Source organism: Deltaproteobacteria bacterium (genome assembly GCA_005879535.1).
Classification (GTDB): domain Bacteria; phylum Myxococcota; class Myxococcia; order Myxococcales; family 40CM-4-68-19; genus 40CM-4-68-19.
Window position 1 is genome coordinate 20,117 of sequence record VBKI01000067.1, and the last position, 11,561, is coordinate 31,677.

The following is an 11,561-nucleotide window of genomic DNA, read 5'->3' on the forward strand; positions in this document are numbered from 1 at the left end:
TAACACCTCGCGCGCGCCACTGCGCGCGTTCGAGACGTAAGCCGGGGGCTTAAAACCCTAGAGGCCGCCTTTCAGCATCTGGTCCGCCGCCTGCGCCGCGTTGGGCGCCTGCTGCGGCTGCTGCGGCTGGCCGGGCGCAGTCGCGATTGCTCCGCTCTCATCCGGTGGCTCGCTCCCTTTCAGATACGCCTCCAGCACCGGTTGCCGTGTGTCCGCGGTCGCGCGCTTTCCCGTGTCGCCGTCGATGTTCACCCAGACGATCTTCTCGTTCGGCGTCTCGAAATCGCCCTGGGGGACGCCCTTGAGCGCCTTCGTCATGTAGTCGAGCCAGATCGGCAACGCGTAGTGACCGCCGGTGGCGTACTTGTCCATCGGCGTTTCGTAGGTGTCGTAGCCCACCCAGACGCCGGTCACGAGGTCCCGCGTGTATCCGAGGAACCAGGCATCGAACAGGTCGTTGGTCGTACCCGTCTTGCCGGCCACGGGCTTTGCGAGCGCCGCCGCGCGGCCGCCGGTACCGGGCGGCTTGCATACTTCGGTCATCAACTGCTGCATGAGGAAGGCCGTCTCCGGCGCCATCACCTGGTCCGGCACCTCGAACAGCTTCGCGTAGCCGGCGGCGACGCGGTCGTCGAGCTCCGTCCACGGATCGTAGAACGAGCTGTGGTCCTCGAGGATGCGGCCGTCGCGATCGAGCACGCGGCGCAGGTAGATCATCTTCGCCTTCTTCCCCATCCGGTTCAGCGTGGCAAAGACTCCGGTGAGCTCGGACGGATACACGCACGAGGACCCCAGCGCCATCGAGAGGTCCTCGTTGATCTTGGTGCTGAGGCCCAGCTTGTGCCCCCAGGCCGCTGCGGCCTTGACGCCTACCGCCTGCAGCGTGCGGATGGCCGGTGTGTTCATCGAATGGATCAGTGCCTGCCTCACCGGCACCTCGCCCTTGAATTCCTCCTCGTAGTTCTGCGGCTTCCAGCGGCGCCCGGTGGAGTCGTCGTCGGTGACGATGGGTGCATCGAGGAGGATGGTCGAAGCGGTGAACCCCTGCTGCTCGATGGCCGCGCTGTAGATCACCGGCTTGAAGGCAGACCCTGGCTGGCGGCAGGCCTGGAAGGCACGGTTGAACTCGCTCTTCTCGAAGTCGTAGCCCCCGATCATCGCCACCACGTACCCGCTGTTCGGGTCGGTGCTGATCAAGGCGCCCTGGAGCTTGGGGTCCTGCTCCAGCGCCCACACGCCTTTCGTCTCCGTGGCGCGCACCAACACCACGTCGCCGGAGGAGAGCACCGGGCGCAGCGTAGTGATCTTCGTGTACTCGGAATTCAACTCCGGATTCGGCTTGCGCGCCCAGGCCGCCTGCTCCAGCGGAATCACGCCCTCCTCGGCGCCGATGCGGACCTTGACGGACTCTTTCTCCACCGAGGTGACGAGCGCCGCGATGACTTCGTCGCGCTTTCCGTCGCCTTCGAGGAACGCCTGCTCCTTCTTGCTGAAGTCGTCCCAGTCCTTCTTCTTCAGCTGCATCAGCGGCCCGCGGAAACCCTGCCGCTTGTCCGCCTCGATCACTCCCTTGATCGTCGCCGCCACCGCGTCGTGCTCGCGCTCGAGGTCGACGGTCGCATAGACCTTGAGACCTTCGTCGAGCAGGCGGTCGTTGCCGTACCGGGCCACCAGATCGCGGCGGATGTGCTCGGTGACGTACGGCGCGGTCTCGCGGAAGATGTCCTGCACCGGGTACACCTGGATGGGAGCGTCCTCCGCTTCCTTCCGCTCCTGCGCGGTGATCATCCCCTCTTCGAACATCCGCCGCAGCACGTACATCCTGCGCGCCTTCGAGCGCTCCGGATGCGCGAACGGCGAGTACTTGCTCGGCGCCTGCGGCAGCCCGGCGATCAGCGAAATCTCCGGCAGCGACAGCTCCCAGACGTTCTTGCGGAAGTAGTTCTCCGCCGCGGCCTGCACTCCGTAGCTGTGGTGACCGAAGTACACCTCGTTCAGGTACAGCCAGAGGATGTGCTCCTTGTCGAAGTTGTTCTCCAGCCGCCGGGTGAGGATGAACTCGCGCGCCTTGCGCCGGACGCCTGGCCAGCCGGAACGGATGCGGACGCTCTCCTCGCCCTCGACGGAGGCCATGATCGCCTTGGCCGTCTGCTGCGAGAGCGTCGAGCCGCCGACGGTCCGGGCGTGGCGCACGTACGTCTGGTAGATGCCTCGCATCAGCCCGGTGAAGCTGACACCGCCGTGCTCGAAGAAGTCCTTGTCCTCGCTGGCGATGACCGCCTGCTTGAGGCGCTTGGGAATCCGGTCGTAGGGAACCACTACCCGGCGCTCGTTGTAGAACTCGCCGATCATCTGCTCGTCGCCGCTCCAGATGGTGGTGACGATTGGCGGGCGGTAATGGCGTGCCCACTCGATGGAAGGCAGCCCCCGCGCCAGCCAGATGTAGAGCCCGAGAAGGGCCATGCCGGCCAGGCCGGCGAGGATCCCCAGCGGAATGGCGATCAGGACCCACAGCTTCTTGCGACCGGGACCGCGATCGGCGACCAGGCGGTCGTAGATGCGGCGGCGAAGAGGGGACGGTTCGTTGAGCATCGGTCGGTCCTACGGCGGAACATCAGAACCGGGGCGGTTCATCCTGGCAAGTTGCTGTCGGGCGTTCGCTTGCTGAATCCGACGACGGAAGCGTGTGTTTTCCATTGGATTTGGGCGCGGGGCAGACTTTCGGCCAGATCCTGGGGCAGCGGCGACTCGAACACCAGCCGCTTTTTCGTCACCGGGTGCGCCAGCGCCAGTCGGGTACTGTGGAGAAACATGCGCCGCAGTCCCCACTGCCGCTGCGCGATCCGGTTGAAGGGGAAATCGCCGTATTTCGTGTCGCCCACCACCGGGTGGCCGATGGCCTCCAGATGACGCCGGATCTGGTGGGTGCGTCCCGTCTCGATGGTGAGCTCGAGCAAGGTCGCTTCCGCGCCGCCGGCGAGCTTCTTCCAGCGCGTCAGCGCCGACTGGAGATTGACGCCGCGCTGCTGCTTCGAGGCGTACGTCTGCTGGTGCTCGGCAAGACGCAGATCGATGCTCCCTTCCTGCCGCTGGAAGCGCCCTTTCGCGAGCGCCAGATAGGTCTTGTCCGCCTCACCCGCCGTGAACATCTCCGTCATCCGCACCATCGCTTGCCGCGTCTTCGCCACCACCACCACGCCGCTCGTCTCGCGGTCGAGGCGATGCGCGGGGCTCGGCTTGAACTCGCCCTCCGGCGTGACCCGCCCCTGCCGCGCGAGATAGGCCCGGACCTGGTCGACGAGCGTCTCGCCCGTGATGCCGGATCCCGCATGGATGGCGAGGCCCGCGGGCTTGTCGACAGCCAGGATGTGCTCGTCCTCGTAGAGCACCTTGAAGTCCTGCCCGACCGCCTCGATGGGTCGCGCCGGAGGTGGCTCCGTCGGCTTGAGCACGTGGACGGTGATCTCGTCGCCCGGCTTGAGCAGCTGCGCGATGGCCGCCCGAGCGCCGTTCACGCGCACCTTCTTCGTCCGCACCAGCTTGTACAGATGGCTGAGCGGCAGGTTCTCGAGACGCTTGCGGAGGAACTTGTCCAGCCTCTGGCCGGCGGCGTCCGCGCTGACCTTGAAGTCCACCTTCATTTCGGCTGGCTCTCGGAGAAGCGGGACACCCTCCAGGTGCCATCCTGCTGGCGCGACAGCGTCACCGTGGCGCCGCGCTGCAGGGTGCCGCCGCCCTGCGGCCGGATGTCCAGCTCGTAATTGGCGACGCGCTCGGCGTCGTCGCCGGTCAGGGCCTTGCGCGAGTAATAGACGCGCACCGGCCGCAGCTGCATCCCGGGGTTGCCCAGACGCGCTTCGCGCGTGAGCTTCAGCTCGTCTTTCAGTCGGAGTGACGCGACGCCGGTGGTGAGCGGGAGGGCTCCGTCCTGATCAGATTCGACGTAGTAGCGGTCGACGAACTTGTCCGCGACGGAGGCCGGGTCCTTCATTCCGCCGCAGCCGAGGAGCACCAGCGAAAGAACGAAGGGTCCGCCGTGCAAGCACTTGCGGCGCATCGGCATTCGATCTTATCAGCGAGCGCAGGAGGCAGCTTGGCAAAGATCTACACCCGGCGCGGCGATGACGGATCGACGGGCCTCTTCGGAGGACCTCGGGTCCGCAAGGACGACCTGCGCGTTGCCGCGTACGGCGACGTCGACGAGCTCAACTCCGCGCTCGGCGTCGCGCGAGAGGAAGTGCCGGAAGGCGACCTGCGCGCGCTGATCGACTCCTTCCAGAGCGAGCTGTTTACGCTGGGGGCCCAGCTCGCCACGCCCGACACCGAGGCCGCGCCGAAGGAAATCCCGCGGATCACCGCGCAGAACGTCGCGCGGCTCGAGTCCGAGATCGATCGGCTGACCGAAGAGCTTCCTCCGATGAAGACCTTCATCCTCCCCGGTGGCTCGCGCCCCGGCGCTGTGCTCCACCTGTGTCGAACGATCTGCCGCCGCGGGGAACGAAAGGTGGTCGAGCTCGCCGAGTCCGGTCCCGTCCCGCCGGAGGCACTCGCCTATCTGAACCGGCTCTCCGACCTGCTGTTCGTGATGGCCCGCGCCGCCAACCTGCGCGCGGGGGGGCGCGAGATCCCCTGGGTCCCCACGAGATGAAGCTGTTCGAGCTCGCCGAGCTGCGCAGGCGCGGATCGGTTCGTTTCTCTCTCGGCCTGGGGCGCGAAGGATTCGCGGTGCTGGACGCGACGGGAACGGTCCGCGCCTACCTCAACATCTGTCCCCATCGCGCCCAGCCGGTCGACGTCGGCGATGGCCGTCTCTGGCTTGATTCGGGAGAGATCGAATGCCAGGCGCACGGCGCGCGTTTCGATCCGTCGACCGGCGCGTGTCTCGGTGGACCCTGCGCGGGCCAAGGACTCACGGCACTGACGATAGAGCAACGAGAGGGAGCCGCTTGGACGTGCGCTACGGTCGCCACTTAGTGTTCGCAGGTGTCGTCCGCCCCGACCGAACTGTTCTCGTCATCGTTGCCGCCGCGGTCTGGTTGGGTTGCTCTCGACTGGCGTCCAAGGAGGAAGAGCGGACGGGACGCGAGTTCCTCGCACACGTCGCGCGGGGTGAGCCGATTCCACCGGCGAGAACAGACGCCTCGTTGCGAACCCCGGAAGCCTCGGCCCGGCTGGCCGTTCTGCAAGATCAACTGCATGGAGTAGACGCAGCATCGGCAGAACGCGTCGGGGTGGGTTCAATGCACGGGCCCGACGATCGCACGCTGGTTTTCTTCGACTTTGCCGTGACGGGAAGAGATGGGCCCGCATTGGTACGAGTGACGCTCTTGAGAGGCGCAACACCGATTCTGGTCGGCCTTCATGTCCGCGGCCTGACCACCGGCGGCAGAGCTCCACCGATGACACGTCGCGGAGTTGGAGCCGTCCTGGTCTTGACCAGCCTTATCCTCGCGCCGATGGTTACGCTCATCGCGCTGGTGCGGCTGTGGCGGGCGCCACGGAGCCGTAAATGGCCTTGGGCATTGTTCATCCTGCTGGGGATCGGGAAGCTGATGGTCAACTGGAACACGGGACAGATCGCGGTCCAGCTCCTCGCGATCCAATTGTTCAGCGGATCCGTGTTCCAGATGCTGACCGGCGACTGGATACTCGCGGTTTCTCTTCCGCTCGGAGCGATGATCTATCTGCTCAGGCCGGAGTTGCTGCCTGCACCCCCGCCTCTCAACCTGCCACCGGATTCTTGAGCGCCTTCGCTACTTGAGACGCTTCAGCACCGCCGAGGTGAACATCCGCGTCGTTGCCGAGCCGCCCAGGTCTGGGGTGGCCGCCTCCTTCGAGGAGATCGCTTCCCGGACCGCCGTCACCAGCCGATCCGCCGCGGTGCGCTCGCCGATGTGCTCGAGGAGCATCACGCCTGCCAGCATCACCGCCGTCGGATTGGAGATGCCCTTGCCGGCGATGTCCGGCGCGGTCCCGTGCACCGCCTCGAAGATGGCCGCGTCCTTGCCGATGTTCGCGCCCGCGGTGAGGCCCAGACCCCCGATCAGGCCGCTGGTCAGGTCGCTCAGGATGTCGCCGAACAGGTTGGTGGTGACGAGCACGTCGAACTGGTTCGGATTCTTGACCAGCTGCATGGCGCAGTTGTCGACGATCATTTCCTTGAACTCGACGTCCGGGTGCTTCGCCGCCAGCCCCCGGCCCGTCTCGAGGAACAGGCCGCTCGTGCACTTGAGGATGTTCGCCTTGTGCACCAGCGTCAGCCGCCGGCGCTTGTTCTGCTTCACGTAGTTGAAGGCGTACTCGATGATCCGCTCGCTCCCCTTGCGGGTGATGATCGAGATGCTCTCGGCGGCCGTGCGCTCGTCGTCGATGTAGTGCTCGACGCCGGAATAGAGGCCCTGCGTGTTCTCGCGGATCACCACCAGATCGACGCCGCTGTATCGCGTCTCGACGCCGGCGAAGCTCCGTGCCGGTCGCACGTTCGCGTAGAGATCGAACTCCTTGCGCAGCGCGACGTTCGCGCTGCGATAGCCCTCGCCGATGGGCGTGGCCAGCGGCCCCTTGAGCGCGAGCTTGTTGCGCCGGATGGACTGGAGCGTCTCCGCAGGAATCGGAGTCCCATGGGTGGGCACCGCGCTGGCGCCCGCCGCCGCCCGCTCCCACTCGACCTTGCATCCGGCGGCCTCGATCACCTCGACGGCGGCGTTGACGACCTCCGGACCGATGCCGTCGCCGGGGATGAGCGTGACTCGAATCGACATGGGCGGCGAGCTTAGTAGCCTGTTGCCTTGTCCGCGGCAACCTCACGGTCCCGGCGCGCGGCAGACGGCCACTGCGAGAAGAATCATTTCCAGAACGAGCAGCGCCGAGCTGACGCCGTGCAGCGCGGCGAAACGTCCGGAAGCGGTCGTACCCGCCTCGCGCATTGCCTGGATCGACGGGGTCACGAGCAGCGAAGATGCGGCCGCGCAGACCCCCGCGAGCAGCGGCGCGATGGCGCTCCGCGGGCGCGAGAGGACGAGCGCGCAGACCACCGCCACGGCGGTGAGCGCGAGGGTCGCAGCGTCGAGACGCGCCAGCATGCTTCCCACCAGATCGGCGGCGAGCTGCCGGCGCGGATGGTCGCGGGGCAGCGCGGCGACGTCTCGCGGGAAGACCACCTGGGCTGCCACCGCGGCGAAGAAGAGCTGCGCGCCGACGAGGCCGCCGCAGCAAAATCGGTAGAGGAAACGCGCCATCTCGCCCATTTGCGCTACGTTACTGCCCGGATGCAAGGCGACATGGACATCGTCGATCCGCTGATCGACGACTACCTGACGCGTCTCGCCGGATCGCCCGATCCGGTGGAGGCCGAGATGCGCCGGTACGCCGACGAGCGCGACGGGTTTCCCATCGTCGGCCAGACGGTGGGAACCTTGCTCGCGCAATACGCGTTGGTGGCCAAAGCGCGGCGGATCTTCGAGGTAGGCAGCGGATTCGGATACTCGGCGTTCTGGTTCGCGCGCGTGCTCGAGCCTGGAAGCACGGTGACGCTCACCGACTTCGACCGCGAGAACCTGGACCGTGCCCGCGCATGGCTCGCCAAGGCCGGCCTGCTCGACCGCTGCCGTTTCGAGCCCGCGGGCGACGGCCTGGAGGCGCTGGCCCGCTGCGAGGCCGGGCTCGACGCGGTCTTCCTCGACGGAGAGAAGGCGGAGTATCCGAAAGCGCTTGCCATCGCGCTTCCGAAGCTGCGCGCCGGTGGCCTCGTCCTCGCCAACAGCGTGCTCTGGGGCGGCGCCGTGGCCCGCGGCGAAAGCGATGCGGCGACCGCCGGGCTGCGCGAATACACTCGGCTGATCTTCGGGAGCGAAGGCATCGTCTCGACCATCGTACCGATCCGGGACGGCCTCGCCATCACGTGGAAGAGGTAGCCGGTGGACGTCACCGCCGCGCAGGTGAAAACGCGCGCCAGCGAGCTGGGGTTCGACCTCTGCGGGATCGCGCGTGCCCATCCGCTGCCGCCAGAGCGGCTCGACCACTGGCTCGAGCGCGGCTGGGACGCGGGGCTCGAATACGTGCGCGCCCGGCGCCTGGAGCGCCTCGATCCGTCGCGGCTCGTCGCCGGCGCCCGCAGCGTGGTGGTGGTTGCCTCCTCGTACGGGCCTGCGCCGCAGGACCCGGAGCCGGGTGCCGGAGAGCTGACCATCGCGCGCTACGCCCGCGGCCGCGACTACCACAACGTCGTCCTCAAGCCGGTGCGCAAGCTGGCCTCATGGCTGCGCGATCATGGCGCGTCCGTCTACGCGGAAGTCGACGCCGGCGCCGTGATGGAGAAGGCCTGGGCGCAGGAAGCCGGAATCGGATGGATCGGCAAGAACGGCTGCCTCATCCACGAGCGATTCGGATCCTGGCTGCTGCTCGGCGCCCTGATCATCGATGCGGAGCTGGAAGCCGACGTTCCGCATCCCGATCGCTGCGGCGACTGCGCGCTGTGCCTGCCTGCGTGTCCGACCGAGGCCATCCGCGAGCCTCGCTACGTCGATTCCGTGCGCTGCATCGCGTACCACACCATCGAGCACCGCGGCGCGATTCCGGAGGACGTTGCGCGCCGTGCGGGAAGGCGTCTGTTCGGGTGCGACGCCTGCCAGGACGTCTGCCCGTGGAACCGCCGCGCCGCGCCGGCGACCCTGGTGCAGCTTCGTCCGCACATCGCGTCGCTCCGCGTCGACGACGTGCTCTCGCTGACGCACGCACAAGCCCGGCAGAGGTTCGAAGGAACTCCTCTCTTGCGCGCGGGCCGCGATGGCCTGGTCCGGACGGCATTGGCCGTCGCGGAGGTATCAGCGGCGCGCGCGCAGGCATTTGCCACGGATGCCGCGCCGGGCGTGCGCGCGCAGGCAGCTCAGCTTCAGCGTCCCGCCAGGGTGAGCACGGCGCCGTTCACGGCGCCCGCTTCCGGAGAGACGAGATAGAAGATCGCTTCGGCGACGTCCTCCAGCGGCACCTGCCCGGCGAGGTTGCCATTCGCCGCTGTGCGCAAGGTGCCGGGGGCGACGCAGTTCGCGCGCACGCCAGAACCCTCGTCCGCGATGCTCCTGGTGAGCGCGATGACCGCCGCCTTCGACGCGTTGTACGCGGCCGCGCCGGCCATGCCCTGGAAGGTTGCCGCGGTGAGCGCCGCGACGTTGACGATGCGGCCCTCGCCGCGCATCCGGCGCAGCGCCGCGCGGCAGCAGAGGAACGCCGAGCGCAGATTGATCTCCAGCATCCTCTCGAGAACGTCCACCGAGGTCTGCGCCACCGTGGCGCCGGCCCAGCCGCCCGCGCAATGGACCGACGCCCAGAGCGGGCCATGGCCCTCGACCGCGTTGTCGTAGGCGCTCTCGACCTGCGCCTCGTCGGCGAGGTCCGCCTCCTTCCGCGTGAGCGCGACGACGGCGGCTCGCGCGCGCTGCAGCCGGGCGACGACCGCGGCGCCGAGATTTCCCGATGCTCCGGTGACGACCACACACCGTCTCTCGATGGTTGACATGGCAGCGCAATCTACGCAGAACGGTTCCGCCGATGCACGCCCGCGCCCGCCCGTCCGCCGTGCTGCTCTACGGCGCGTTGGTGGCGCACACGCTGGTTTCGGCGGGGACCTATCTGTTCGCCAAGCGCGCGCTGATGGAGATCCCAGCGCTCCCGCTCGGGCTGCTCCGCTTCGCAGGGGCCGCGTTGCTGCTCCTGATCCTGCTCCGCCGGGCGCGGCCGGCGGGCGAGCGGTTTCCCCCGCGACGCGAGTGGAAGAAACTGCTCTTCCTTGCCGCTGTCGCGGTGCCCGTCAACCAGATCCTCTTCCTCTATGGGCTGCAGCTCTCCAGCGCGGCGCACGCCGCGCTCCTGTATACGCTGACACCGCTCTTCGTCCTGCTGCTCGCGCAGGCACTGCTCGGCGAATTTCCCGGCTGGCGGGCCGCACTGGGAACCGCGCTGGCGCTGGGTGGAACGATCTACGTCCTGCTCCAGCGAGGAGCGGGCACATCCCGCGAACCGCTGGGCGGGGATCTGCTCCTGCTCATCGCCGTCGTCGCCTGGGCGGTCTACACGGCCGAAGGACGCGAGGTGGTGGGAAGGCTGGGCGCATTTCCCACCATCGCCTGGACGGTCATCGCCGGAACGGTTCTCTATCTCCCGCTCGGATTGGGCGCGCTCTTGAGCCCGTCCTACCGGGCGGACATCGCGCACGCCTCGCGGGAGGCGTGGTGGGGCATCGCCTATCTGATCGTGATGACGAGCGTCGTCGCGTACCTGCTCTGGTACTGGGCGCTCGCCCATCTCGCCGCGGCCCGTGTCGCCATCTTCACCAACCTGCAGCCGCTGGCTACGGCGTTGCTGGCACAGGTCCTTTTCGGCGAGCGCGTGACCGCGGGATTCTACGTCGCGGCGGCGGTGGTGATGGGCGGCGTGCTGCTGGCGCAATGGCGTGCGACGGACGCGGCGGAAGAGGCACTGCTGGAATCGCCGGCGAAGAGCTGACGCTTACCGCGAGCGGCGCATCGCCGCGATGTAGAACCCGTCGCTGCCGTGACGGTGCGGCAGCAGCTGCACTTCCGCGCCGGCGCCGAGACCTGTCGCCTCTGGCAAGACCTGGGTCGGCTCGAATTCCGGATGTGCAGAGAGGAATGACGCGCGCACCTCCTCGTTCTCGCCCCGGTTGATCGAGCAGGTGGCGTACACCAGCCGGCCCTTGTTGTGCATCTCGGAAGCGAGGGCGAGCGCCTTCCCGCCGGCGCCTGCGCAGGCGTCGACCACCACCTGGCCGGGCCGGGCCTCGCAGGCAAGCGCGACCAACTGGCTCCCTTCGTCCTGCACCTCGAAGAGGCCCGCCTTGAACGCGCGCAGCGCGAAGACGTTGGTGCGTCCCGTGAACGTGACGCCCCAAGGCGAGAACCGGGTCGGCTCGACCCGCGATCCTTCGGTGCGGAGGATCGCGAGCAGCTCATCGCGTGAGCTCTTCAGGAGATTCGCGCGCACCGTCAGCGGAGCGCGCTGGTTCAGCGCTGCGGCGAGCGCGCGAGTCTCCGCGGCGCCGAGCTGCTCGCTCCACAATTTCGCCAGCCACCGCGGGAGCGAAGTCTCGGCCGCAAGCGCGTCGAGAGGATCTTCGGGAACGCCGAGCGGCTCCGGTCCAGCCACGAGCTCGAGCGCCCACTGCCACGGCCCGACCTCCGGGCCCGCGAGACCTGCGGCGCTGGCGGCCGATTGCCGCTCGCCCGCGATCAGGTATGCCGCGTAGCGGAGCAGGTGCTGCGTCGGAGTCGCCAGCTTTTCCAGCGCCAGCTTGCGGGTGCCGAGCGCGCGCTGCAGAAGGTGGTCGACGCGCCCCTGCAGTCGCAGCAGCCCGTACACCGCATCGGAGACGGCGCGCCGCTCCACGCTGCGAAGCTGCTTCTCGCGCCGGAGCACGCGCTGCAGCGCCTGGTCCGCGCGCGCTCCCTCCCGGCGGACTTGCTCGTAGATCTCCAGTACGGCCATGCGGACCAGCTGCGTTCTCACGGCGCCGCTTCTCGGACGCTGACGCACATGGTGTCAACCGT

The 11,561-nt window shown here is 68.0% G+C and carries 13 protein-coding genes; 6 read left to right on the forward strand and 7 right to left on the reverse strand.

The genetic code is table 11. From position 1 onward, the window contains the following. Positions 1 to 57: 57 nt before the first annotated feature. Genes E6J58_14025 through E6J58_14035 form a run of 3 tightly spaced genes read right to left on the reverse strand, consistent with a single transcriptional unit; the run spans position 58 to position 4,057 of the window. Entirely contained in the window at positions 58 to 2,592 is a 2,535-nt protein-coding gene (locus E6J58_14025; protein ID TMB36322.1) for a PBP1A family penicillin-binding protein, read from the reverse strand. A 38-nt stretch (positions 2,593 to 2,630) separates the two neighbouring features. Further along, on the reverse strand, positions 2,631 to 3,641 hold the full coding sequence (locus tag E6J58_14030) for an RluA family pseudouridine synthase (protein ID TMB36323.1): 1,011 nt from the start codon (positions 3,639 to 3,641) through the stop codon (positions 2,631 to 2,633). Beyond that, the gene (locus E6J58_14035) at positions 3,638 to 4,057 is read right to left on the reverse strand and encodes a hypothetical protein (protein ID TMB36324.1); all 420 of its coding nucleotides are present in this window, start codon (positions 4,055 to 4,057) and stop codon (positions 3,638 to 3,640) included. Before E6J58_14035 ends, E6J58_14030 begins: the two co-directional genes overlap by 4 nt. Positions 4,058 to 4,093: 36 nt before the next feature. Here E6J58_14035 and E6J58_14040 point away from each other — a divergent pair, with 36 nt between their 5' ends. From E6J58_14040 to E6J58_14050, 3 genes are read left to right on the forward strand one after another with little or no spacing between them, the layout of a single operon-like run. Beyond that, positions 4,094 to 4,648, forward strand: a complete 555-nt coding sequence (locus tag E6J58_14040; GenBank protein TMB36325.1) for a cob(I)yrinic acid a,c-diamide adenosyltransferase — start codon at positions 4,094 to 4,096, stop codon at positions 4,646 to 4,648. After that, complete coding sequence (locus E6J58_14045; protein ID TMB36326.1) at positions 4,645 to 4,974, forward strand: Rieske 2Fe-2S domain-containing protein; 330 nt, start codon at positions 4,645 to 4,647, stop codon at positions 4,972 to 4,974. The genes E6J58_14040 and E6J58_14045 overlap by 4 nt, the downstream gene beginning before the upstream one ends. After that, complete coding sequence (locus tag E6J58_14050; protein TMB36327.1) at positions 4,947 to 5,744, forward strand: hypothetical protein; 798 nt, start codon at positions 4,947 to 4,949, stop codon at positions 5,742 to 5,744. Before E6J58_14045 ends, E6J58_14050 begins: the two co-directional genes overlap by 28 nt. A gap of 9 nt (positions 5,745 to 5,753) precedes the next feature. On the opposite strand, the gene E6J58_14055 is transcribed toward E6J58_14050, so the two are convergent. Next, on the reverse strand, positions 5,754 to 6,761 hold the full coding sequence (locus E6J58_14055; GenBank protein TMB36328.1) for an NAD-dependent isocitrate dehydrogenase: 1,008 nt from the start codon (positions 6,759 to 6,761) through the stop codon (positions 5,754 to 5,756). Positions 6,762 to 6,803: 42 nt separating this feature from the next. After that, complete coding sequence (locus tag E6J58_14060; protein ID TMB36329.1) at positions 6,804 to 7,160, reverse strand: hypothetical protein; 357 nt, start codon at positions 7,158 to 7,160, stop codon at positions 6,804 to 6,806. Here E6J58_14060 and E6J58_14065 point away from each other — a divergent pair. Next, positions 7,119 to 7,913, forward strand: coding sequence for an O-methyltransferase (locus E6J58_14065; GenBank protein TMB36330.1), 795 nt, complete (start codon positions 7,119 to 7,121; stop codon positions 7,911 to 7,913). The genes E6J58_14060 and E6J58_14065 overlap by 42 nt on opposite strands. A gap of 3 nt (positions 7,914 to 7,916) precedes the next feature. Further along, positions 7,917 to 8,954: a tRNA epoxyqueuosine(34) reductase QueG gene (gene queG / locus E6J58_14070; GenBank protein TMB36331.1), complete on the forward strand. Its 1,038-nt coding sequence runs from the start codon at positions 7,917 to 7,919 to the stop codon at positions 8,952 to 8,954. Here queG and E6J58_14075 read toward each other — a convergent pair. Continuing rightward, the gene (locus E6J58_14075; GenBank protein ID TMB36332.1) at positions 8,891 to 9,514 is read right to left on the reverse strand and encodes an SDR family oxidoreductase; all 624 of its coding nucleotides are present in this window, start codon (positions 9,512 to 9,514) and stop codon (positions 8,891 to 8,893) included. The two genes, queG and E6J58_14075, sit on opposite strands and share 64 nt — an antisense overlap. 32 nt (positions 9,515 to 9,546) lie before the next feature. Between E6J58_14075 and E6J58_14080 the strand changes: the two genes are divergently transcribed. Continuing rightward, positions 9,547 to 10,500, forward strand: a complete 954-nt coding sequence (locus E6J58_14080; protein ID TMB36333.1) for a DMT family transporter — start codon at positions 9,547 to 9,549, stop codon at positions 10,498 to 10,500. A 3-nt stretch (positions 10,501 to 10,503) separates the two neighbouring features. On the opposite strand, the gene E6J58_14085 is transcribed toward E6J58_14080, so the two are convergent. Then, on the reverse strand, positions 10,504 to 11,499 hold the full coding sequence (locus E6J58_14085; protein ID TMB36392.1) for a hypothetical protein: 996 nt from the start codon (positions 11,497 to 11,499) through the stop codon (positions 10,504 to 10,506). Between the last annotated feature and the right edge of the window lie 62 nt (positions 11,500 to 11,561).

Coding starts and splice junctions, on each gene's coding strand:
- E6J58_14025 (TMB36322.1), bottom strand. CDS start 2,592: ATGCTCAACGAACCGTCCCCTCTTCGCCGCCGCATCTACGACCGCCTG.
- E6J58_14030 (TMB36323.1), bottom strand. CDS start 3,641: ATGAAGGTGGACTTCAAGGTCAGCGCGGACGCCGCCGGCCAGAGGCTG.
- E6J58_14035 (TMB36324.1), bottom strand. CDS start 4,057: ATGCGCCGCAAGTGCTTGCACGGCGGACCCTTCGTTCTTTCGCTGGTG.
- E6J58_14045 (TMB36326.1), top strand. CDS start 4,645: ATGAAGCTGTTCGAGCTCGCCGAGCTGCGCAGGCGCGGATCGGTTCGT.
- E6J58_14055 (TMB36328.1), bottom strand. CDS start 6,761: ATGTCGATTCGAGTCACGCTCATCCCCGGCGACGGCATCGGTCCGGAG.
- E6J58_14065 (TMB36330.1), top strand. CDS start 7,119: ATGGTCGCGGGGCAGCGCGGCGACGTCTCGCGGGAAGACCACCTGGGC.
- E6J58_14075 (TMB36332.1), bottom strand. CDS start 9,514: ATGTCAACCATCGAGAGACGGTGTGTGGTCGTCACCGGAGCATCGGGA.
- E6J58_14080 (TMB36333.1), top strand. CDS start 9,547: ATGCACGCCCGCGCCCGCCCGTCCGCCGTGCTGCTCTACGGCGCGTTG.
- E6J58_14085 (TMB36392.1), bottom strand. CDS start 11,499: ATGGCCGTACTGGAGATCTACGAGCAAGTCCGCCGGGAGGGAGCGCGC.